Source organism: Streptomyces lacaronensis, from assembly GCF_047337785.1.
Classification (GTDB): domain Bacteria; phylum Actinomycetota; class Actinomycetes; order Streptomycetales; family Streptomycetaceae; genus Streptomyces; species Streptomyces lycopersici.
In genome coordinates this window covers 102,838-123,774 of sequence record NZ_JBLHDK010000003.1, presented here as the reverse complement: position 1 = coordinate 123,774, position 20,937 = coordinate 102,838, and the positions used below count along the sequence as shown (strand labels likewise).

The window sequence follows — 20,937 nt, the reverse complement described above, 5'->3', positions numbered from 1 at the left end:
AGCGGTGGGTGGGAGTTCTACCGCGAGCTCCTGGCGGCCGCGCCGGAAGACGCGGGCCGTACCTCGTCGTCCCGGCAGACTGTGAGAGCGCCCCCATCCTCGGAGGCGAGCGCGTCAACGTCCTGCGTCGCTGACACGCACCCACGCCGCCGCTTCGGACACTGGGGTTTTCTCCACCATGTTTCGTGCCGATGCGAGGGGGCCGATCTGCTGAGCTTCTGCGGCCCTTTTCGGCCTTGCCGGAACCGGGGCCTCCCGCCGGGCGTCTTCAGTGATCATGATCGCTAATGCGGACGAGTTGATCAACGACTGGGAGTCGATATGGCAGGGGTACTTCCTCGGGGAGCACGACGAGACCCTGCTGGAGTGCGTGGAGCGGCTCAACGGGGCCCGGGCTGCCCGGCCGCGTGATCCGGATGTGACGGCGTTCTACACGCTGGGCCTGGCGTGGACGCACGGCCATGCGATGTACGACGCGGATCCCGAGGTGGCGCGGCGGGTGGTGGCAGCGCTGTCGGCCGCCGCCTCGGACCCCGCCGTCGTGCAGGCCGCGTGCCATCACGCGGCTCATCCGTGCGACGACGACCTGAGCGCACACCTGGAGTCCTTCGAGATGCTGTTGTCGCTGCTGGCCGGGGGCTCCGACTACACGTGGGAGGACCTCGACGCGAAGGGCGGGGATCCCGACCCGGGATCCGGCTGGCGCTGTCCGCGCAACGTGGCGGGTTTCGCGCTGGCGGCCGCCGAAGCGATCGAGCGGCACCGCCGGTAGCGCTGTCGTCATTCGTTTCCCGACACGCCTTCGGGGATGAAGCACTCGTCGTCGGGGCCCGCGGCGCATTTATGGCACGCGATCTCCGTACAACTGCGGCGGGTTCTGTGACCGCTGCTAGCCTGCCGCCCATGCTCAAGGGCAGCCTGGCAGGCCGAGTAGGCCGCATGGCGGGGGACAGCGGGCCGGAGCGCGTGCTGATCGCCGCCAGTTTCGTCAACCGGGTCGGCAACGGTGTGCTTGCCGAATACTTCATCCGTGCAGGTCACGCGGCATGCTTGTATTCGTGGAGGATGCCGCCAAGGCGGTCGTGGCGTCGTATGTCGAGGTTGCTTAACTTGTCCGGATCGTCGATTGGTGAGGGCAGCGGGTGTAGCGGTCGGGCGTTCGCGATGCCTTGGTGTGGTCGGTGGAAGTTGTAGAACTGCTCGAACTCTCGCAGGGCGTGGAGGAGGTGCCGCTGGTTCCAGATCAAGGTCCGGTCCAGGAGTTCGTGTCTGCAGGTCTGCACCCACCTTTCCATGACCGAGTTCATTCTCGGCATCTGGATGCCAGTGAGGACGACCTCGATCCCTGCGTCCTTGAGGACGGCATCGAACAGCTGGGGGAACTTCCCGTCCCGATCGCGGATCATGAATCGCGCCCGGCAGCCGACGTCCTCGAGGTCCATGACCAGGTTCTTCGCAGCTTGCGTTACCCAGGAGGTGGTCGGGTGCGCGGTGGCGCCCAGGATCCGGAGGCGGCGACTGCTGTGTTCGATTACCGCGAGTACGTACATCCGCGTGCCGGACAAGGTGACCGTCTCAAAGAAGTCGCAGGCCAGGAGGGCGTCGGCTTGGGAGCGCAGGAAGTCGGCCCACGTGCTGAAACTCCGGTCGGGCGCTGGATCGACGCCCGCGTCCTTGAGGATCTTCCAGACGGTCGAGGCGGACACCTTCACGCCGAGCACGAGCAGCTCACCGTGCAGACGCCTGTAGCCCCAGTTTGGATTCTCCCTCGCCAGACGCAGTACCAGAATCCGGATAGAGCGCACCGTACGAGGTCGGCCGGGTCGGTTGGGCCGGGATAAGGCGGCATGCCGGCGCCTGGCGAGGTCGCGATGCCAGCGCAGCACCGTGTCAGGACGCACGAGCAGCCGCACCCGCCGCAGGGCGGGTAACGGCAGCCGGTGCAGCAGCGCCGCCAGGAACGCCCGGTCGCTTGAGCTGAACCGGACTTTGCCCTTGCCGAGTTGGCGTTCCAGGACCGCGATCTGATGGCGCAGGGCCAGGATCTCTACATCCTTGTCCCGGCCACTCATCGGCAGCAAACGCAGCACCGCGAAGGTATTCGTCACACCGAGGTAGGCCAGTCGTAGCAGCACGATCGATCATCATGACGCGTGGACCACCGGCTACGCGAGAGCGCCGACTCGAGCGACCGCGGCCGACGACTGTGAGGTCCGGTGCAGGCCTCCGACCAGGGAGGATGAATTCTCGGCAAGCACAACGCTCGATCGCTGGGCGTGAACCGGATCTTGTCCTTGCCGAGTTGGCGTTCCAGCACGGTGATCTGGTGGCGCAGGGCGAGGATCTCAGCGTCCTTGTCCCGGTCGGTCATCGGCAGCAGGCGAAGCATCGCGAACGCGTTCGTTACGCCGAGGTAAGCCAGTCGCAGCAGCACGGCCGATCATCTTGCCGCGGTGAGCGCCAGCCTCGCGAGAGCGCCTGTTTTGGCGACTTCGCCGGTCGATCTCCGGCGCACCGTGCACCCCCCTCCTACCAGGGCGGACGACATTTTCGGCAAGCGCACGGTCATGGAACTCCTTGACCAGGGCGTGGTCGCGCCAGCGGCGGAAGAATGCATACACCCGGTCCCACGGCGGGAAGTCGGCCGGCACCGACCGCCACTTGACGCCGTTGTCCACGAGATAGCGGACCGCGTCCAGCACCGCGCGGTGGCAGTATCCCTCCGGCCGGCCGCCCCGCCCGCGCATCCAGCCCGGCGTCGGCAGCAGCGGCCGGACCTCAGCCCACTCCACGTCCGTCATGTCCGACGGGTACCGGCGCTGCCGCTCGGGCCGGTCAGCCGCGTTGCCGTACACGTGCGCGAGGCAATCACACGTTGGAGCGGCCGAGTTGGACTGCCCGGCCCTCGACACGGAAGACTGCGGCACCGGGGCCTCCTGATGCTCTATGGATTCGACACCCACGAGCTGTTCAGGAGGCCCCGTCCTCATGCTCTGGCCACGGCAGGATCACCCGACCGAGAACCCGCGTTCGACCGCCACCGCTCAAGATCGAAAAGACAACAGCTTCTTACGCAAGACGCTGCTCAGCGATGGCCGCCGCGTACTTCACAACGAGCGGGCTCGCCACCAAGCACGGGGACGTGGTGTTGGTGCTTGGAAGGAGCCCTGTGACGCGCGCGTATCCGGTCATCATCGCGGACGTGTCGATGCCGGTGTCCTCCTCGTCCAGGGCGTGCAGCAGCGCCTGGACGCCCCGACCGTGCAGGTCGGCGGCTGTCCGAGGTGAGGGCTGGTTCCCGGGCGGCGGCTCGCGGTGCCGGGTGAGTGCCTCGACGGCCTGTCCTGCCCGGGTGACGAAGGAGGCGCCAAGACTGGATGCGGAGTTCACTACCTCCAGCTCGGGGCCGTCTACCGGCATCGGTGTCCAGCCCCGCAGATGCCGGGCCGACCCGTGCATCAACAACCGGCAGTCTCCGGCTGTCGCGCGGTTTGCGCCCCATGCCCGCACCGAGTCCACGAACAGTACGAGATCCTGGTCGGCGCCGCTGAGTGTCACGCACCGCAATGGGGCTTCGAACTGTACCCACTGACCGGGACGCAGCTGGGGCTCGGTGTACCACTCCGCAACGAGCTCCAGATGCTGGTGCACCTCCCGCAGGTGCCGCAGTTGCCCCAGCTCCCCCTCCGGGGCCGGCGCGTCCACGTCGATGCCGCCGAGTGGCGTGGTCAGACGAAGAGCGCTCGCCCGCGGCAGACGCCGGGGCTCAGGTATGAACTGCCTCAGCTTTCCTTCTGACAGATAAGCGATCTCACGCAAGGGGCATCCTCGTCCGGTGTGCTGGCTCCATGGCACGTCATACTGCCACGCCGCACCGACACCGGCCGCTGTCGCCCAACCGTCCTTCATTTCCGGCCAGTTGACCGCAAAGGGTGCGTGGGCGCTCGATAATGAGAAAGCACGCGCCACAAGCCGCGATGACCTCGGGGGACGTCATGGAGGACCGGAACGAGACCGACTCAGCCCTGCACCGGCTGACCGAACGGCTGGAGGACGTAGGGGAAGAACAAGCCCGCCACGGGGGAAGGCTGGACACCTTCGAAGACGGTCTGCACGGCGTGCGCGCCGATGTCGTCCGGCTGCGCGGTGACGTCACCGAAGTACGCCAGGATGTCGCGGAACTGGAGAGCGCGGTCAGCGGCACCCGCAAGGTTCTGGACGCCTTCATCGAGCAGTACGGCCGCGACCGGGAGGTGGCCCGGGCCCAGGCCGAACTGGCCCGTCTGACCACCGTCTTTCAAGCGGACTTCGCCCAGCGCAAGCAGACCCGTGCCCTGGCCCGCGGGCTGGTCCACACCCTCACGGCACAGGCCGTGCGCAGGAAGGTGGTCAACACCGCTACGGTACGGGCCTGTGCCGAGGAACGGATGCTCCTCGAGCCGGCCTACTGGCTGGCCCCGGCGATGATGGCGGTGGCCGCCAATTTCCGCAGCGAGACCGATCAGGGTGAGCGCGCCCAGTCGCACGCCTGCACCCTGGACGCCGCCAAGGCCAACCTCTTCTTCGCCCTGACCTCTTCGCGCCTCGGGGACGAGGCCGCGGCGGCTGCCTGGATGGACACCTACCTCCAGACACTCGACCCTGGGGAACTCGGCCAGGACTTCTACGTCGTCCTGGACGCCATCGCAAGCAACGAACTGGGAGAGGAGGCACTCAGCTACACCCTGCAGGCTATGGCGGGATGGAACCAGAGCATGCACCGCACGTCGGCGGCCGCGAAGTGGGAAGCCCGGCTGCGCGACCTGCGCAGCCGGACATCCGAAGACCAGTACACGGCGCTGCGCGAGACATGCGGAACTCAGTGGGACGCCCTCCGGCACGGCTGGGAACTCGCGACCATACCCGAGAGCACTCTGGACTACCTCCGGCGCACGTTCCCCGACGGCCCGGACGGAGTCGACCGGCCCGTCGGTGACGGCCGCCACGTCGAGAGCGCCCTTGAGCGGCTGATCAACCAGCTCGAACCTGACGAGGCACACCTGCGTGAGCAGATGCGACGGCTCGAGCGCATCATCGAACACGAGGGAGATCTGGAAGCGGCCAGGCAGGCACACCGGTCGTCCCTGGGCCCGGAAGCCGAGCCGGTGACCTTCATGGTGCTCCTGGATCAGGCCGTCTTCGCGCCGGACGAGGCACGGCTCGGCCCTCCGGCCCGCCGCATGGCCCTCCGCGCCATCTGGCCAAGCCTGGAGGACGCCGCCAACCGAATTGTGGCTGAGTCCCGGCGTCGTCTCCCCCACCACATCACCCTGAGCGTGGCGGGATACTCCTGGAACCTGCCGACCGATCCGCACCAGCGCGTGAAGTCGGGTCCCCTCGTTGACGACCTCGCCGCGCGCCTTGAGCAACAGACCCAAGCCCGGTCGGACGCCGTGGTGCGCCGCTGGCCACGCGTCTGCGGCGTCCTGCTGTTCGGGACCGTCGCCGGGGCGCTCGTGGTGCCGTTCGTCGACGGTCTCGCGCGGGGAGTGTTCCTCTTCCTCATCCTCGCCGTGGTCGGGTGGGTCCTGTGGGAGGTCTGCGGCGTTTCCCTGCGGAAGAGACACGTGCGCGAGCAGGGCGACCAGTTGCGCCATAAGGCCGTCGCGACGCTGGCCAACGCACTGCAGCAGCGAGAGGACTTTTTCACGGAATGGCACGAGTCCATGCAGAAGCTAGCAGCCCTCGCCCTCTGGGCGGGCACCTCAAAGCAGCGCTGACCACAAGGGCGACGCGATTCGACGCGCACAAGGCACAAGGGGTGAGGGGTGGACAGCTCCACACTGATCGGTGACCATTTCAGGCTCAAGGACGGCCCCGTCAGTGGCGCCATGGGCGATGTGTGGACAGCCGAGGATACGAGGCTGGGCCGCACCGTGGCCGTGAAGTTCTTTGCCAGGCGCCGTCTCATGCAGCAGGGAATCCCTACGGAGTTCGCCGAGTCGACCGCGAGAATGTCTCAGCGGGAGGGCCAGGCCATGGCCCGGCTCAACCACAGGCGTGTCGCGCAGATCTATGGCAGCGGCGAACACGACGGCGATTTCTATATCGTCATGGAGTACGTCGAGGGCAGGTCCCTCGCCGAGCACCTCAGGGCCGGGCCGAGGCTTCCGCTCGAGCGCACCGTGCGCTGGACACGCCAGATCTGCGAGGGAGTCGGCGCCGCGCACACCGCTGAGGTGATCCACCGCGACATCAAGCCCGACAACATCATGATCACGCGACAGGGGGACGTGAAACTCATCGACTTCGGGCTGGCGTACCTGACCGACGCCACCCAGACCCACACCGTCGCGGGCACCCCTTTGTACAAGGCACCCGAGCGGTGGCTCGGCGAGACCGGCAACGAACGCAGCGACCTGTACTCCGTGGGCTGCGTCCTGTACGAGATGCTGACAGGACGCCCGCCCTTCGGAACTCCCCAGGACGATGCCATGACCGTGGGCCGTATGCATCAGGACGAAGTGCCGGCGCCTCCGAGCGCCCACCGCCCCGGCGTCCCCGCTCAGCTCGACAACCTCGTTCGGGCTCTCTTGGCCAAGGACCCAGCAGAGCGTCCTGGGAGTGCTCAGAGGGTCGCACATACGGTGGGCGAGATCCTCAACGTCCTGGACGTGACGGACGATCTCGCCGGACAAGCCGACGCACCCGACGCGCACGGCAGCAATGCCGGTCTTTCCAGACGCATCGAAGCACTGGACTCGCGCATCTTCGAGCTGGAACTCCGCTTCCAACCCAGCGATCAACCGGTGATCGATGCACGCGCCGAACACGCAGACCTTACCGGCCAGTCAGGCGACACCCGCGGAGCAGCAGCCCTCTACAACCAGCTCGCCCGGGACTGCCAGGGCTTCTTCGGCCCCTACGACGTCCGGACACTGGATGCCTTCGAGGGCCTCGCACGGTGGAACAGCAGAGCGCGCACAAACTGAACCACTCTGGGTCTGATGGACACTCGATTCCCTGAGAGGACCGAGTCATGGCACGTCCGTCCCCCGACCCTGCTGAGCTCTGTGAGCGTGCAGTGCGCATGGTCGCGGAGATTCCGAACCATCCGACCGAGTGGGCCGCGATGAAGGGGGACATCGCGAAACTGGGCGTCGGCGCGCCGGAGACGGTGCGGAACTGGCTTACAGATGGAAGTCGACCAACAACCGCCGCAAGGACAACCGGGCAACATTCAGACCGCAAATGAGCTCAAAGGGCCGGGCGTTGTCAGTATCGGGAGCGATGATGACTACTGACGTATTTCTTGTCCATGGGGGGCACGGTGCACCTAAGTCGCATCGCGGTGAGCGGGTTCCGGGCGAGTACGGAGGGCGAGATGGTCTGCCACTTGCCCGGCCGTTTCAGCGTGCTGATCGGTGCCAACGGCGCCGGAAAGACGACCCTCACGGATGCGCTCTACCTCGCTCATCCCGGTTCCCGCTTCCCACTCCTGCCGAGGTACGGATCCGCCACGCTCGCGCCCGAAGGCTCCAACCGCACCATTGAGGTGGCGTACAAGCTGGGCGACAGCCTCACCGAGGAAGGGCGCCTCGGACGCCAGCTGCACGCGGTCGGCCACCAACGGCTCGGAGAGGTCGCTCAGAACTGGGGCGTCACGCTGAGTCGCAGGCTCGGCAGCGTCGCTACGAAGGTCAATGCGACGCACGGCAGGTCTTTGGACTTGGACCCGTACAAACTCATTTACCTGCCGGCCTGGCGTCATCCGCTGGACGAGCTGGCCCGCCGCGAGGCACGGATCCTGGTGGAGCTGCTCCGTGCCGAACAGCAGCGCCTGAGCGGCACCCGGAACCTGGTGGGTCTCCGGGCGCGGGCCTCCCAACTGTTGGAGGAGCTGGCCAAGGAAAGCATCATCGATGCGGTCGAGGCGCGGATTCGCGGCTACCTGACAGATCTGTCGGTCGGGGTGAGTGCCCAGTGGCCGTACATACGCGGCCAAGTCATCGACGACACCTACCTCGCCCGCGTGCTGGAGCTCATGCTTGCCGTGATGGAGGGGCGCACCTTCGCCCGGCCTCTCGAAGTGTCCGGGTTGGGATACGTGAACCTGTTGCACATAGCCGTAACCCTGGCGGCGATACCTGACTCCACCGAGCTTCCGCAGGATGCTGCTTGGCCTCACTCGGATGCCCTTAATCTGCCGCCCCTCACAGCGGAGGAGGAGATTCAGCAGGCGGCCAGGAACCTCGAACAGGCGCAGGCGGATGCTGAGTCGGAGGAGGACTCCTTCTTCGGCACGAAGCCCTTCCACGCAACGGTCGTCATCGAAGAGCCCGAGGCGCATCTCCATCCGCAGTTGCAGCTGAAGCTTCCCCTTGTGACTGGACACCTGGAGACTGGGACGTGAGGTTCCAGAGGAAGTAGTGCCAGGTGGGTAGTCAGTACTCGAAGCGGTATTCGGAGGAGTTCAAGCGGGACGCGATCGCGTTGGCCCGCTCCTCCGACAAGACGATCACGGAGGTCGCGCGGGATCTGGGCGTGAGCCCGGAGAGTCTGCGTGGCTGGGTGAAGCGTGACCGGGTCGACCAGGGGGGCACGTCGGGCGAGCTGACGAGCGCGGAGCGCGAGGAGCTGAGGTGGCTGCGCAGGCAGAACACCGAGCAGCAGAAGACGATCGAGATCCTGAAAAAAGCGGCGGCCTTCTTCGCCAAGGACAGCGACCGGTGAGCGAGGTCACCTGTATAACGACACCACCTACGACGACCCCAAGTGGCCCGCTCTGTGCGGCCGTTCGTCGATGTCGAACTACATCAACACCCAGTCGATGCAGCCATTCGGCGTAAGCTTCGCCAAGCAGTTTCGGCTTCTGGACTACGACGAGTACTGGGTCGACCCGGCCAACGCCCGGTTCGCGGACTGCGACCCGTCCAAGGCCGAGATCAAGTGCAAGATGAACTGACCGGCCGCTGCGCCGTGAAGGTGCTGATGGCCCGGCCTGTGTAGTACGGCAAGCGGGGCACGCCTACCCGGTGGACATCGGGCAGGCGTGCCCCGCTTCTCTCTCGTCTACGCCAATGGAGGACACGATGAGTGACATTCTGCCCGCTTGGACTGCCATCGCAGACTGGCTGGCGGTGCACGCACCCGCCTCGCACGCCACCTTACGGCCGGGTGCTGCCGTGCGTGCGATCCGCGGAGGACCAGTTGGGGATGGGCCTGCCCGCCGACCTGGCGACGCTGCTGATGGTGTGCGACGGAACGGTCGATGCCTCAGCCCTTGACCGCGACCCCGACGAGTACGATCCAGGGCTGTTTCTCGCCCAGCACCATCTGCTGCCGCTTGAGGAGATCGCGCACGTCCGGGGGAGCGGAGGGACCACCGATCAGTTCTGGGGTTCCTGGGTGCCTTTCGCCGTCACCGACTACTCCCTGCCTCCGTGGGGCGGCCTGGCAATCGACGCCGATGGCCGACTCGCTACCTTCAGTCAGGACGCTGGTGAGCCGCCGTCGGAACCGCTCACCTCCCCCGGGCACGGATCCCTCAGCGAGTTCTTGGACACCGTGGCTGAAGCCCTCACCCAGGGCACCGGCCTGTTGATGGCCGAGGCCACTCCCGGGATTCACCGGGGCGCGCTCGTGTGGGGGCCGTTGCCGGGTGACGGCGCTCCATGGACGCCGGCGCACCCGGAGTACCGCCCCCCCCGAGGCCACCCCTGGACTGGGCCGACCGCGCAATCTGGCTGGAATATCCGTCGCTGCACCTCGGGCGGCGTACGGCTACTCGTCGCCACGGCCATGTGGCAGGCCGGGGTGCGCCCGCACATTCCTCTCCCGGGTGGGCTTTTGTCCAATGTTGCTAAGCGGTGCATGATGGAAGTGAATGCGAAGCTCGCTTGTGGAGGCGTAGTCGTGGGGACCATTTGGGGACCACACGGTGTGCGCGACCCCGCACAACTCAGGCGTTACCGCACGTATTTCGCCTGCGGAAAGCGCCGTAATTCCGGCTGGGGGTCAAGGGGTCGCAGGTTCAAATCCTGTCGTCCCGACGGTGCGGAGGGTCTTCGCAGGTCAACACCTGTGAGGGCCCTCTTTTCGCGCTCCCGTTTCCCGCGTCGAGGTCGAGCACGCCGCTCACCGACACCTTGACTCGGAGGGTTTCTCTCCATGCCGCTTCTGGACCTGGACAAGATCACCGCAGGGCTCCCCAAGACCTGGCAGGGTTTCCTGCGCGACTGGGACCGCTCGCTGCGGTCGGGCAACTACCCGGAGACCACCCGCTACAACTACCTCCTCGCCGCCGCCCAGCTCGCCCGCTACCTGAACGAGAACGCCACTCCCGACCTCGAGGCGGAGGACGCGGCAGAGGACCCGACCGAGGTCACCCGCGCCCACATCGAAGCCTTCCAGGGCTGGATGATCGAGACGCGGTCGGCGTCGACCGCGCTGAACAAGCACAAGGGACTCCAGCAGTTCTTCAAGTGGCTGATGCTGGACGAGGAGGAGATCGACCGCTCCCCGATGGAACGCGTCCGCCAGCCCAAGACGGTCAAGAAGCTGATCCCGGTCATCCGGGACGACGACACCAAGAAGGTGCTGGCTACCTGCAAGGGCAAGGCGTTCCTCCAACTGCGGGACGAGGCCATCATCCGGCTCTACTACAACACCGGCGCCCGCCTGTCCGAGGTCGGCAACCTCACCCTGGAGGACATCGACCTGGTCACCGACTCGGTGCACTACCACGGCAAGGGCAGCCGCGACCGCCGCGTGCGGTTCGGCCCGAAGACGGCGCGGGCGGTGAGCCGGTATCTGCGGGCCCGCGCCAAGCGCAAGGGCGCAGAGCTGCCGGATCTGTGGCTGGCCGACCGCGGCGGGAAGCGCCTGGCACCCAACGGCATCAAGATCATGATCAAGCGGCGCGGCCTCTCCGCCGGGCTGAAAGGTGTGCATGCGCATCGGTGGCGGCACAACTTCGCCCACGAGTGGAAACGGGCAGGCGGGGACTCGGGCGACCTGATGCTGCTGATGGGCTGGATGTCGGAGGACATGCCCCGCCACTACGGCGCCAGCGCGGCCGCCGAACGCGCCCAGGAAACCCACCAGCGGATGGGAATCGGCGAGAATGTCTGACCCCCTTACCCGCACCGTGCCGGAGCCTGACGGTACGTCGGACGGCGCGGCCACGGTCCGGGCGGTGACCGGCATGATGGCGGCCGTCGTCAGCCTGTCCTTCCTCTTCGGCTTCGGCAACGTCTGGAACCTGGCACTGAGGCTGGGCGTGCCCCCGTGGGTGGCCCCGCTGGTCGCCCCGGCGGTCGACCTGTCCATCCTCGGCCTGCTGCTCGGTATCCGATACCTCGCCCTGCACGGTGCACCGGTGGACCAGTTGCGTCCGGCCCGGCGGCTGCTGGTGCTCTCCAGCGGCATGACCCTGGCACTGAACATTGCCGACCCGCGGATCGCAGGAGACCTGGGCAAGGCTGCGTTCGACGCGGTCGGTCCTATTCTCCTCATCGGATGGGCAGAGGTAGGCCCTGGACTCCTCCACGCACTCGCCACCACCAGTCGGCAAGGTTCGGCGGCACGCAAATCCATAACGCCGCAGCATGAACAGGACTCCGGTCTGACAGCGGCCTTGCCGCAAGACGACCGGACCACGAGTGCTTCCTCTCCAACTACGACTGAGATGGAACGGCAGCCGGATGGTGATGAGCTGCTGGAACGCGCCCGGCAGGAAGACGCCCGTCACTGGGAGGCGTACCAGCGGCCCATCTCCGCGGAAACACTCCGCAAACGACTGCACGTCGGCGCGGCACGGTCACGCATGCTGGTGGCGATGATCCGTTCCGACACCTCATCCAGGCGTGCCGATCAGACGCATGGCCTCAAGGGAGTACCTGGGCGGCGGGAAGCGTGAACGGCAGTGGGCGGCCTTTCACTTCTCGGCTCGCCTGGCTGACAAGTGGAGGAGGACGTCGCGGAATACGGCTGTCTGAACCTTCGCGATCTCCTCGCCAAGCTGACCAGAAGCCAGCCTGACCCTGAACTCCATCCTGAGAGGACCGCTGCGCCCCCCGCCTTCGACCATGCACGTGGTGGGGGGTGCGCCGTCCGGAGTCCAGTTGGCGTGCGAACCGTGCTCGCGAGTGCGTTCGCCTCTGTGGTGCTGATCCATTTCGGCCATACCCACCGCTTACCGGGCGGCAGAACATCGCGCACGGCAATCGGGAGAAACGCCATTCGGTGTAGTGAATGTGAACAACTCGATACGGCTGACACTCCCGATCCAGCCGAGCTGTGCTGACGGGGGAGATGGACAGATGTCGGACCTTGCTGACGCGGTGCTGGACGCCTCATACCGGGAGGCAGACTCATGCCTGCAAAAAAATAGTGTGCCAAGCGACTCCATGCGGCCGAGGCAAGGCCAGCAGTGGCACGTCTCCGCAGCAAGCGCGATCGAACCCCGTGCCATCGGCTTTGTCGACGACCCTGTTGAAGGGGGTCGGAGGTGTAGTGCCCCCGGCAGGGCACCACACAGAAGGATGACCCCACTGACTTGCAGAATTTGATGGGCAGGCTGGTTATCAAGGGCAGCTTCGAACCCGTCACCTGGGGCGGAGCAGGCCGATGACTGGCGAGGGGGCGACATACGCCAGCAGCCGGGGGAGGGCTGCTTTCGAGCGGGCGGTCACGCTTCGGGCGGTAACGGGGATCATGGCTGCGGTGGTGGGGCTGACGTTCTTGTTCGGCTTCGGCAACGTATGGTCCTTGGCGCTGCGGTTGGGCGTGCCGCCGTGGGTGGCGCCTCTGGTGGCCCCGGCAGTGGATCTTTCTGTGCTGGGGTTGCTGCTGGGTACGCGGTACCTCGCGTTGCAGGGTGCGAGTCGGGAGCAGCTCCGGCCGGCGCGTCGGTTGTTGGTCTTCTCCAGCTTGATGACGTTGGCGTTGAACGTGGCGGACCCGCTGCTTGCCGGCCAGAACGGCAAAGTCGCTTTCGACGCAGTCGGGCCGCTGTTGCTCATCGGATGGGCAGAGGTTGGCCCAGGTCTTTTGCAGGCCATTGGTGGTGCCGCGAGTGAGGTGTCACTTGAGCCTGAGAGGTCAGAAGCCCGGGAGTTCCCCGCGGGACACGTTGTAGAGATGGCTGAGCCCGACAGCCTCAACGTTGAAGAATCGCGTGTCCTGCCTCCGGACGAAGATGATCAGGAAAGTCAGCTCGGGCCTGGTGGGGACGACCTTCTGAAGCGGGCGATGGTGGAAGATGCTCGGCATTGGGAGATGTATCAGCGGCCGATCTCGGCTGAGACGCTACGGAAGCGACTACATGTTGGGGCGGCTAGGTCCCGGATGCTGGTGGCCATGGTGCGCTCGGCAAGGACGGACCGCCTTGCGATCGAGGCATCGTCTGTTGGAGCCGGGCATTTGACTTCTCGCCTTCGCCCTCGGGTTGATGATGCAGACGAATGAGCTTGGATAGATGAGTGATCCTTCCTGATGATGTGTTGACCTTGTAGGTGTGGATAATCACGTTCGTGCAGGTCATGCGACATGTTGGTAATCGTGGAGGATGCCGCTGCGGCAGTTGTGTCGGCGGACGTTCAGGTGGGCGTGGCGGCGATTGGACGATCGGGGCGCAGAATCAGGGCCTGTATGGAGGGGACGGTGCGTGATCGCCGATCGGTTTGGACAGGAGGCCTTGGCGTGGCGGCGAAGCAGGTCGTGGTGCCAGCGCAAGGGGCTGGAGAGACCATCAGGCGGAGCTGACGGAGCCGTGCTCGGGGGAGGCGGCGTAGCAGGGCCGTGAAGAGTGCCGGTGGGGCCAGGTCAGCTGCGGACGGACTACCGTTCAGAGCGCTATGGCGAGTTGGTGGCGCAGCGCCAGGATCTCCAGGTCCTTGTCGCGATCGCTCATCAGCACGAATTGTACGAACTTGCACACGGTCGACATGGAAAGGTGGAGGAGTCGCAGCAGCACAGGCAAGCATCTTGCTGGATGGTGCGGACGCGCTACACCCGATCTTGGCCCACGGGAGGAGAGCAGCGATCGTGTTGACCTTTCTCTAGCCCACCGGCGCGGCTGACCTGCATGGACGTAATATCTAGCACCTAGATGTGCGACTCCTTGTCGCGGGTGCATGACTTCTCCCCAGAACACGTCGAATGGCCTCCTTCACGCTCTCTGCCCATGCTGGAGACCAGTGCAAAGCGGGCCGTGGTTGCGGCCGCTCGGATGTGGTTTACGGCATCCCGCAGGGCGCAGGTCACACAGCTGTCTTGGGCCGGAGCGTATTCGGTACGGCAGTCCCCCAGCCGTACGAACGCCTCGGCGGCCAGCGAAGCGGCCTCCGTCAGGACGATGACCAATTCCACCATCGGCTCTTCTCGGCGGGGATTGGCCTGCGCGGCGTCGAGACTGAGCCGGAGGAGGGCCAGGGCTCGTTGGCCGTGTGTGTCGCGGTCCGGTGGCACCCGTTGGGATTCGGTGGTCACGGGTCGTCTCCTCAGCAGATTCAGCACCGACAGCGCACCGGGCGAACCGTGGCCTAATCGCTGACGCCTGTCGGCGATCGTCTTGGCCGGCTCGTTCTGGACTCAAGCTGTCGGACTTCCGGTGGCGGATTCCAGGGAGCCGCGCCGCACGGACAGGACGATCGCTCCTATCCCCGCGCTCGCGGCCGCGGTACTGACAGCCAGCGATGCCCCGACGGCCTGTGTTTGGAGGCCCGCCACTATCGATCCGACCGATCTGCCCAGTTCCTCGCCTGAGACCATCCACATCATGGACGCGACCGCTGTGCCTCGCGGAGCATGCCTGTCCAGCAGCTCGAACTGGCAGACGGTCATGGGGGCGAGGGCGCCACCTGCGACGACGAGGACGACCGCCAGCGGTACCCCCACCGGAACGAAGGCAGCCGAGGCCAGTGCGAGAGTGAGCCACAGACAGCCGATGGGGTAGCCGACCGTTGGTGCGATCTGATGTCGACGGGCACCGAACCACAGGCCGGCGAGCCCACTTCCGATTGCGAGGCAAGCGAACAGCCACCCCGAGTCTGCCGCCGATCCGTTCTCGGAGGTTCGGGCGGGAAGGCCAACGGTCAGTGCGCCGAGGCATAATCCGGTGGCGGTGTTGACCGCGAGCAGCAGACGCAGGCCAGGTGTGGCTGCCATGGCTCCTATGGCGCTCGTCGTCGAGAGTCTCGGGGCCGTTTCGGGCAGGGGGCGTCCGATCAACAAGAACGTACCGATCAAGAGGAGAGCGCCGGCTGTGGCGACTCCCAGTTTCGGCGACCAAGCCGCTGTGGCTGCCGCGATCAGAGGCCCGCACACCTTGGCCAATTCGCTGAGCACCGCGTCCAGCGCGTAGGCGGTTCGTACGAGTTGTTGGTCCACGACGTGGGTCCACAATGGGCGGACGCTTGCCATGATCGGAGGTGCGCTCGCCCCTGCGAGTGCCCCGAAAGCCACCAGGGGGAAGATGTCCGAGACGGTGGTCAGGCCCGCCATGGCGATGGCGGTCACCAGGAAGAAGGCGGTCAGCGGCAGACGATGGCCGTAGCGGTCGACGACCTGGCCTCGGAACGGCGCTGTCACGGTTCCGCCGATGTTCCACGCCGCGGCGGCCAGGCCCGCGTCGACGAACGAGCCGGAAGGGCCGTGGCCCAGCAGTACCATTGCCAGAGGGAAGGTTGCGTAGCCGAACTTGCCGGTTGCTGTAGCCGCGATCAGTCTGCGTGCTGTGGAGTTTTTCATTAGCGACGCGTAGGCGCGCATTGTTCCCTCCTCGGGGGCATAGTCCAAACCCACCCCATTCTGCCGAGCATTGGGCCGTGGGCCACGTCTTCCAAGGGCCCGTTCGGTATTTTCCTAGGCGGGTCGTCGTGGAGTGTCACCACGCCGAAGCATTCGCAGCACGGCGTCCCGAATCGACGGCGAATCGATACCAAAGGACGAGAGGAGCTTGCCGCGAGAGCCTGCCGCCACCCCGCGGGGTTCTATGGCGAGGCTGGTCATTGCTCCACTGAATGACTGCCGGAGGAGTGATGCGGAGACCAACGCCGCGAGCGGCCCGGGGCGCGCGTGTTCCTCCACGACCACGGCCACGCGCTTGCCCCGCGCCGCTTGGATGATAGCCCCGGCCGCCAGTGGTTTGAGCGAACCGACGTTGACGACGGCGCAGTCGGCTCCATGTCGGCTGAGTTCCGCCGCAGCGGATAGGGCCTCCGACACGCATATCCCGTTGGCGAAGATAACGGCTTCCGTTCCGGTGCGCAGCACTTCGGGCTCGCCCAGCGCGAACCGGTCGCCGGTGGTGTGGATCACCGGATCGGTGCGCGCCCCGAGACGTACATACGCTGGGCCCGCTGTTCGGACGGCCGTCTGCACCGCCCATATCGCCTCGGGGGCGTCGGCGGGTGTGAACACATGGATATGAGGCATGGTCATGAACACGGTGGTGTCCTCGATCACATGGTGACTTGTCCCGAACTCCTCACAGGCGAGCCCGCCTCCGATGCCGATAAAAGTGACGTCCATTCCCTGGTTGCAGACGTCGTTGCGGATCTGCTCCGCAGCCCGGCGTACCAGAAAAGATGCCAGCGAAGCGACCACGGCTTTTTTGCCCGCTCGGGCGAGACCGGCTGCCACACCCACGAGGTTAGACTCGGCGATACCTACGTCGATGAAACGCTCGGGTGAGTGGCAGGAAAATTCCGAGAAGATGGAGCGGCTGTCCGGCCCCAGGCCCACCAGATTCGGAAATTCTGCACCCAGGGCGGCGACGGCAGGAGCACACGCCTGCCACATCGACTCGGTTTCTCGGCTTGGTCGGGTCAGAGTGGCCTTGGTTTCAGTCATATCGGCCTCTCGGTACTAGTTTGTGATCCGTCTGTCTGAATTTCTCGGAGAGCCTTGCGGAGTTCCGGTTCGGTGAGTCTGCCCATATGCCAGGCGACCGGGTCTTCCGCAATGAAGGAGACGCCATGCCCTTTTGTGGTGTGCGCAATCAGCAGGGTGGGTATCTCGCTGCCAGAGTAGGCGGTGTCGAGTGCCGTGCACAGTTGTTGGAAGTCATGGCCGTCGATTGACAGGACCTGCCATCCGAACGCCCGCCACTTCTCATCGATCGGTTCGAGGCGGAGAACCGATTCGGTAGGACCTTCTTGCTGGTAACCGTTCCGATCGATGATGGCGACGAGGGAGCCCAGGCGCTGGGAGGCGGCGAACATTGCCGCCTCCCAGACCGACCCCTCGTTGAGTTCCCCGTCACCAAGTATGGTCACCGTGCGGTGGTCACGCCCGTCCAACTCGGCGGCGAGTGCTATACCCGCGGCCACCGACAGGCCATGGCCGAGTGCCCCAGTCGCCAGCTCGATCCCCGTGACGTTCTCGGTAGGATGACAACAAAGACGCTGGTCCGGTGAGCCGACCGACTCGAATTCTTCAGTCGAAATCATGCCAAGTTTCCCGAGAACGGCGTAGAGTGCAAATGCCGAGTGTCCCTTGCTGAGTATGAGCCGATCGCGCTCAGGAGACTCTGGGTTGGCCGGATCGAAGTGCATGCGGCGAAAGTATAATGCGGTCAGGACGTCGGTGACTGAGAGAGCCGCACCCAAGTGAACGGGGCATTTTGCGGCTAGTTCGAGAATAGTGCTCCGTATTTCGCGGGCCGTCTCGCTGAGAAATGCGAGGGTCTCGCCGTCGGGTGGCGTCAGCGTACGCTCGTCCGTGGTTCCGGTCGAGGGGTGACCGCGTTTTTTCGTAGATGTCATATTCACCCTTTCGGGGAGGATGTGGTGAACGGCTATGCTCCGGAACCGAATGACTTTCCCCCGCACCGCAGCCTGCCATGGCCGTCATTTCAGCCTCGGTGTTCAGTGCGTAGTAGGCCGCGATATGAGGAGCGGGCTGGGCCGGAAACACCCGCCTCGACCATGAACAGGCGGCCCGCGTCGGGCTGCGCGGCCAGTTCTTCGGCGCGAAGCCGGAAACGTGCTGTAGTGATGTAGAGCGTACGGCCATTCGAACCGCCGAAGGTGCAAGCGGTCGGCTTCGTGACGGGAAGATGGACGGTGGCCAAGTGCCGCCCGGTCGGGTCGAACCGCCGCACCTGGCCGCCGCGCCACAGCGCCACCCACAGGCAGCCGTCATCGTCAACGGCCAGACCGTCGGGCGCGCCCTCACGGGGGTCGATCCTCACCAGCTGGCGACGACGCCCGATCCGTCCGTCGTCGCCGTCGAAATCGAAAGCGGTAACCGTCCCAACCGCTGTGTCGACGTGGTACATGGTGTCCCCGCCGGGGCTCCAGCCAATGCCGTTGGAGACCGTGACGCCGCCGAGGACAGGAGTGACGGTGCCGTCGAGATCCATACGGTAGACCGTGCCGGCGCCAGCGGACTTGTCGTAGGAGAGGCTGCCAGCCCAGAATCTGCCCTGCGGATCGCAGGCACCGTCGTTCATCCGCATGTTGTCGCCGCGGTGTGCGTCCAGTTCGTGTAAAGAGGTCAGCGTCCCGTTGGCCGAGAGGTGGGCGAACCCACGGGCGACCGCCAGCAGCCACCCGCCTTCCGAAGCGGGTACCGCGGCCCCGAGGCGAACGCCGGTGTGGTAGCGCCGGACCTCGCGCAGGCGAACGCCATTGGCGCTGGCACGGTGAAGGACACCCTCGTAGATGTCCACCCACTGCAACTCGGCGCGGGACGCATCCCAGCCAGGGCCTTCCGGTAGATCGCCGCCTGTTTCGGAACATGGCGCCGCCATGAACTCTCGCACCTCGGCCTCCTCGGCGGTGGGGACATAGGAGTGTCAGATCACAGTGGTCCCCATAACACGTTCCAGAGCGAGAGCCACCGATGCCACGTGCGCGTCATGCCCGAAGTGCCCGACCACTTGGAGGCCGACCGGCATACCGTCACCCGGGACGGGCAAGGTAATTGCAGGGTGACCGGTGGCGCTGAACGGCATGGTGAAACGAGAGATGGGTTCCCTGAGGTCCTGTAGCTTGCCTCCGGATGTTACGGCGTCGATGCGTGGGGCGACGCAGGCGGTGGTCGGTAGGACAATCGCATCCCATCCGGCCATCGCATCGGTGACTTGGCCCCGCAGGTCGCCAAGGCGTCGCTTCGCGGCCTCATAGTCACCTTCTGTGATGCGTTGCGCCTCCTCGAGATGGCGACGGACGTCCGGACTGTAGCGGTGAGCGTGCAGCCGGAACCGCTCTCGGTGGACGACGGCGGCCTCCGCGTAGAGCACTGTGCGGCCAGTATCAGCTAGCACGTTCCTCGGCGGGAACGGGATGCGTGAAAACCCGGACGCTGCCCGGCGCCATGCGCGCTCCGTCTCCGTGTCGAGTTCCCGGACCCATGTGTCGGGCACTGCCACCTGAAGGTCGCGCAGGGGGACCTCCTTGACGTCCAAAGGCGCGGCGCGCATCGCTTCCAGAGCCGTGATCACGGACCGCACGTCGGCGGCCATCGGCCCGGCGGTGTCGAGGGATGGACTCAGCGGGACTATGCCCTCGGTGGGAAGGGTGTTCGCCGTGGGACGGAAACCCGTCACCCCGCACAACGCCGCCGAGATGCGAACGGATCCGCCGGTGTCCGTGCCGATGGCCCAGTCGCACATGCGGAGTGCGACTGCGGTTGCGGAACCGCCGGACGATCCCCCGGCCACGCGGGCGAAGTCACGGGGGTTGTGAACGGCACCGAAGAAGGGGTTGATGCTGGTCGGGCCGAAGGCCCACTCATGAAGATTGGTCTTTCCGATGACCGCACACCCCGCATCGCGCAGCGCGGCGACCACCAGGGCGTCGCGTTGCGCCGGTACATCGGGAAGGAGGTCACTGCCGCCGGTGGTCACCGCACCTTTGACGTCGATGACGTCCTTGACGGCGACCATGGGACCGGAGCCGTCTTCGTCCGTGAGGGAGACGAAGGCATTGAACCGCTCCAACTGCCGGATGCGGTCTCGGAACCGCCTGGCCGGACCTGAGGACGAGCGTGAGTGCACGGGTGTGTCGGTCATCGGGCAACCCCCGCCTCCAGATGTGTTCGCCAGAAGTCGACGGAGGCCCGCAGATCGTCGATCACCTTGTCCTCGGGAACATCTGGGCGAAACCCGATCTCGAGCATCAGATCCACCTGGTCGGTGTCCCATTCACGGACCACTTTCAGGACCCGCGCCGGGTCGATGATACCCTTCTGATTGAATTCCGCGGTGAAGGGCCAGTGCCGGTCCTGCGCCCCGTCCGTCTGCTGGAGCTGGACGATTCGCGTGTGGCTACCGAACCTGCCTAGCCAGGCATAGGGGTCGCGATCCTCTGTCGATCCACTGGGAAGACACGCGTGCCCGACGTCCAGACACAGCTTGATCGGCAAAGAAGCTACGCCGGCCGCTTCGATGAGATCCTGGGTCTCGTCGATGTTCACCGGATACTCGCGGCGGGTGGGCTGCACCTCCCAGGCGATGTACTCCAAACCGGTTCGTTCGGCTAGCCCGGCCAGTTGGAACACCGAGTTGCGAATCTGCCGCACCACCTGCCCACGGCTCTCGCGGTCCCTCATCTGCGTGAGTGTCAGCGTTCCCATATAGCCCCCGACACCTTTGGCGCCGAGATGTGATGCTGCTTTGATCGCCTGCTCATACCACTGCTGGGCTCGCCGGTGCATACCGGGGCGGGTATCGGCCAGCATGTTGAGCAAGAAGACACTGGTACCAGTGGTGGCGGAGGAGATGACGATGCCGTTGTCCTCGCACACCTCACGGGTACGCTTGTACAAGTCCAGGTCATGAGCCAGAAGAGGGTCCAGCACGTCGAAGGAGAACTCCACGTGCCGTAGGCCCAGATCCTTGACGACCCTGACCCACTGTTCCGGCTCGGGCCAGCGTTTAGCGGCAAAGGCGATATTGGTTCCGAAGACTATTTCCGCCATGACATCACACTCCGGTCCTGTGCCGAT

21 protein-coding genes and 1 pseudogene are annotated in these 20,937 nt (G+C 65.7%); 10 read left to right on the top strand and 12 right to left on the bottom strand.

Features of this window, described 5'->3' with window-relative positions:
- Positions 1 to 277: 277 nt before the first annotated feature.
- On the top strand, positions 278 to 772 hold the full coding sequence (locus ACMTAK_RS01505; RefSeq protein WP_413804449.1) for a hypothetical protein: 495 nt from the start codon (positions 278 to 280) through the stop codon (positions 770 to 772).
- A gap of 265 nt (positions 773 to 1,037) precedes the next feature.
- On the opposite strand, the gene ACMTAK_RS01500 is transcribed toward ACMTAK_RS01505, so the two are convergent.
- The 4 genes from ACMTAK_RS01500 to ACMTAK_RS01485 form a co-directional block, all read right to left on the bottom strand.
- Positions 1,038 to 2,135: a helix-turn-helix domain-containing protein gene (locus ACMTAK_RS01500; protein WP_413804448.1), complete on the bottom strand. Its 1,098-nt coding sequence runs from the start codon at positions 2,133 to 2,135 to the stop codon at positions 1,038 to 1,040.
- On the bottom strand, positions 2,105 to 2,434 hold the full coding sequence (locus ACMTAK_RS01495; protein WP_413804447.1) for a hypothetical protein: 330 nt from the start codon (positions 2,432 to 2,434) through the stop codon (positions 2,105 to 2,107). The genes ACMTAK_RS01500 and ACMTAK_RS01495 overlap by 31 nt, the downstream gene beginning before the upstream one ends.
- On the bottom strand, positions 2,346 to 2,801 hold the full coding sequence (locus ACMTAK_RS01490) for a transposase (RefSeq protein WP_413804446.1): 456 nt from the start codon (positions 2,799 to 2,801) through the stop codon (positions 2,346 to 2,348). Before ACMTAK_RS01490 ends, ACMTAK_RS01495 begins: the two co-directional genes overlap by 89 nt.
- A 268-nt stretch (positions 2,802 to 3,069) precedes the next feature.
- Positions 3,070 to 3,819 carry an SAVMC3_10250 family protein gene (locus ACMTAK_RS01485; RefSeq protein WP_413804445.1) on the bottom strand — a complete coding sequence of 250 codons (750 nt, stop codon included), beginning with the start codon at positions 3,817 to 3,819 and terminating at the stop codon, positions 3,070 to 3,072.
- Positions 3,820 to 3,950: 131 nt separating this feature from the next.
- Here ACMTAK_RS01485 and ACMTAK_RS01480 point away from each other — a divergent pair, with 131 nt between their 5' ends.
- From ACMTAK_RS01480 to ACMTAK_RS01440, 9 genes and pseudogenes are all read left to right on the top strand, one after another.
- The gene (locus ACMTAK_RS01480; RefSeq protein WP_413804444.1) at positions 3,951 to 5,759 is read left to right on the top strand and encodes a hypothetical protein; all 1,809 of its coding nucleotides are present in this window, start codon (positions 3,951 to 3,953) and stop codon (positions 5,757 to 5,759) included.
- Positions 5,760 to 5,807: 48 nt separating this feature from the next.
- Positions 5,808 to 6,971 (top strand): serine/threonine-protein kinase, encoded by a 1,164-nt coding sequence (locus ACMTAK_RS01475; protein WP_413804443.1) that lies wholly within the window; start codon positions 5,808 to 5,810, stop codon positions 6,969 to 6,971.
- Positions 6,972 to 7,018: 47 nt separating this feature from the next.
- Positions 7,019 to 7,171 (top strand): annotated as a pseudogene (locus ACMTAK_RS01470) (IS3-like element ISMyma3 family transposase); the annotation flags it as partial.
- Positions 7,172 to 7,363: 192 nt separating this feature from the next.
- Positions 7,364 to 8,392: an OLD family protein gene (locus ACMTAK_RS01465; RefSeq protein ID WP_413804442.1), complete on the top strand. Its 1,029-nt coding sequence runs from the start codon at positions 7,364 to 7,366 to the stop codon at positions 8,390 to 8,392.
- A 23-nt stretch (positions 8,393 to 8,415) separates the two neighbouring features.
- Positions 8,416 to 8,712, top strand: coding sequence for a transposase (locus tag ACMTAK_RS01460; RefSeq protein ID WP_413804441.1), 297 nt, complete (start codon positions 8,416 to 8,418; stop codon positions 8,710 to 8,712).
- Between the two features lie 70 nt (positions 8,713 to 8,782).
- The gene (locus ACMTAK_RS01455; RefSeq protein WP_413804440.1) at positions 8,783 to 8,944 is read left to right on the top strand and encodes a hypothetical protein; all 162 of its coding nucleotides are present in this window, start codon (positions 8,783 to 8,785) and stop codon (positions 8,942 to 8,944) included.
- Positions 8,945 to 10,149: 1,205 nt separating this feature from the next.
- Positions 10,150 to 11,112, top strand: a complete 963-nt coding sequence (locus ACMTAK_RS01450) for a tyrosine-type recombinase/integrase (protein WP_413804439.1) — start codon at positions 10,150 to 10,152, stop codon at positions 11,110 to 11,112.
- A gap of 73 nt (positions 11,113 to 11,185) precedes the next feature.
- Positions 11,186 to 11,899 carry a SpdA protein gene (locus tag ACMTAK_RS01445; protein ID WP_413812764.1) on the top strand — a complete coding sequence of 238 codons (714 nt, stop codon included), beginning with the start codon at positions 11,186 to 11,188 and terminating at the stop codon, positions 11,897 to 11,899.
- A gap of 797 nt (positions 11,900 to 12,696) precedes the next feature.
- Positions 12,697 to 13,449, top strand: a complete 753-nt coding sequence (locus ACMTAK_RS01440; protein WP_413804438.1) for a SpdA protein — start codon at positions 12,697 to 12,699, stop codon at positions 13,447 to 13,449.
- A 379-nt stretch (positions 13,450 to 13,828) separates the two neighbouring features.
- Here ACMTAK_RS01440 and ACMTAK_RS01435 read toward each other — a convergent pair whose 3' ends face one another.
- The 8 genes from ACMTAK_RS01435 to ACMTAK_RS01400 all read right to left on the bottom strand — a co-directional run bounded on the left by ACMTAK_RS01435 (position 13,829) and on the right by ACMTAK_RS01400 (position 20,910).
- Positions 13,829 to 13,957 carry a hypothetical protein gene (locus ACMTAK_RS01435; protein ID WP_413804437.1) on the bottom strand — a complete coding sequence of 43 codons (129 nt, stop codon included), beginning with the start codon at positions 13,955 to 13,957 and terminating at the stop codon, positions 13,829 to 13,831.
- Positions 13,958 to 14,088: 131 nt separating this feature from the next.
- A complete protein-coding gene (locus ACMTAK_RS01430) occupies positions 14,089 to 14,472 on the bottom strand; it encodes a hypothetical protein (RefSeq protein ID WP_413804436.1) in 384 nt (127 codons plus the stop codon).
- Positions 14,473 to 14,574: 102 nt separating this feature from the next.
- Positions 14,575 to 15,753: an MFS transporter gene (locus ACMTAK_RS01425; RefSeq protein ID WP_413804435.1), complete on the bottom strand. Its 1,179-nt coding sequence runs from the start codon at positions 15,751 to 15,753 to the stop codon at positions 14,575 to 14,577.
- Positions 15,754 to 15,846: 93 nt separating this feature from the next.
- Positions 15,847 to 16,836 carry a transketolase family protein gene (locus tag ACMTAK_RS01420; RefSeq protein WP_413804434.1) on the bottom strand — a complete coding sequence of 330 codons (990 nt, stop codon included), beginning with the start codon at positions 16,834 to 16,836 and terminating at the stop codon, positions 15,847 to 15,849.
- Entirely contained in the window at positions 16,833 to 17,750 is a 918-nt protein-coding gene (locus ACMTAK_RS01415) for a transketolase (protein ID WP_413804433.1), read from the bottom strand. Before ACMTAK_RS01415 ends, ACMTAK_RS01420 begins: the two co-directional genes overlap by 4 nt.
- Positions 17,751 to 17,839: 89 nt before the next feature.
- Positions 17,840 to 18,751 (bottom strand): SMP-30/gluconolactonase/LRE family protein, encoded by a 912-nt coding sequence (locus ACMTAK_RS01410; RefSeq protein ID WP_413804432.1) that lies wholly within the window; start codon positions 18,749 to 18,751, stop codon positions 17,840 to 17,842.
- Between the two features lie 33 nt (positions 18,752 to 18,784).
- On the bottom strand, positions 18,785 to 20,002 hold the full coding sequence (locus ACMTAK_RS01405; protein ID WP_413804431.1) for an amidase: 1,218 nt from the start codon (positions 20,000 to 20,002) through the stop codon (positions 18,785 to 18,787).
- A complete protein-coding gene (locus tag ACMTAK_RS01400) occupies positions 19,999 to 20,910 on the bottom strand; it encodes a sugar phosphate isomerase/epimerase family protein (protein WP_413804430.1) in 912 nt (303 codons plus the stop codon). Before ACMTAK_RS01400 ends, ACMTAK_RS01405 begins: the two co-directional genes overlap by 4 nt.
- Positions 20,911 to 20,937: the final 27 nt, after the last annotated feature.

What these genes read in the sequence shown, in the direction of transcription:
- ACMTAK_RS01505 (WP_413804449.1), top strand. Translation starts at nt 278, where the DNA reads ATGATCGCTAATGCGGACGAGTTGATCAACGACTGGGAGTCGATATGG.
- ACMTAK_RS01480 (WP_413804444.1), top strand. Translation starts at nt 3,951, where the DNA reads ATGAGAAAGCACGCGCCACAAGCCGCGATGACCTCGGGGGACGTCATG.
- ACMTAK_RS01405 (WP_413804431.1), bottom strand. Translation starts at nt 20,002, where the DNA reads ATGACCGACACACCCGTGCACTCACGCTCGTCCTCAGGTCCGGCCAGG.
- ACMTAK_RS01440 (WP_413804438.1), top strand. Translation starts at nt 12,697, where the DNA reads ATGGCTGCGGTGGTGGGGCTGACGTTCTTGTTCGGCTTCGGCAACGTA.
- ACMTAK_RS01420 (WP_413804434.1), bottom strand. Translation starts at nt 16,836, where the DNA reads ATGACTGAAACCAAGGCCACTCTGACCCGACCAAGCCGAGAAACCGAG.
- ACMTAK_RS01445 (WP_413812764.1), top strand. Translation starts at nt 11,186, where the DNA reads ATGATGGCGGCCGTCGTCAGCCTGTCCTTCCTCTTCGGCTTCGGCAAC.
- ACMTAK_RS01490 (WP_413804446.1), bottom strand. Translation starts at nt 2,801, where the DNA reads ATGACGGACGTGGAGTGGGCTGAGGTCCGGCCGCTGCTGCCGACGCCG.
- ACMTAK_RS01425 (WP_413804435.1), bottom strand. Translation starts at nt 15,753, where the DNA reads ATGCGCGCCTACGCGTCGCTAATGAAAAACTCCACAGCACGCAGACTG.
- ACMTAK_RS01455 (WP_413804440.1), top strand. Translation starts at nt 8,783, where the DNA reads ATGTCGAACTACATCAACACCCAGTCGATGCAGCCATTCGGCGTAAGC.
- ACMTAK_RS01450 (WP_413804439.1), top strand. Translation starts at nt 10,150, where the DNA reads ATGCCGCTTCTGGACCTGGACAAGATCACCGCAGGGCTCCCCAAGACC.
- ACMTAK_RS01415 (WP_413804433.1), bottom strand. Translation starts at nt 17,750, where the DNA reads ATGACATCTACGAAAAAACGCGGTCACCCCTCGACCGGAACCACGGAC.
- ACMTAK_RS01465 (WP_413804442.1), top strand. Translation starts at nt 7,364, where the DNA reads ATGGTCTGCCACTTGCCCGGCCGTTTCAGCGTGCTGATCGGTGCCAAC.
- ACMTAK_RS01400 (WP_413804430.1), bottom strand. Translation starts at nt 20,910, where the DNA reads ATGGCGGAAATAGTCTTCGGAACCAATATCGCCTTTGCCGCTAAACGC.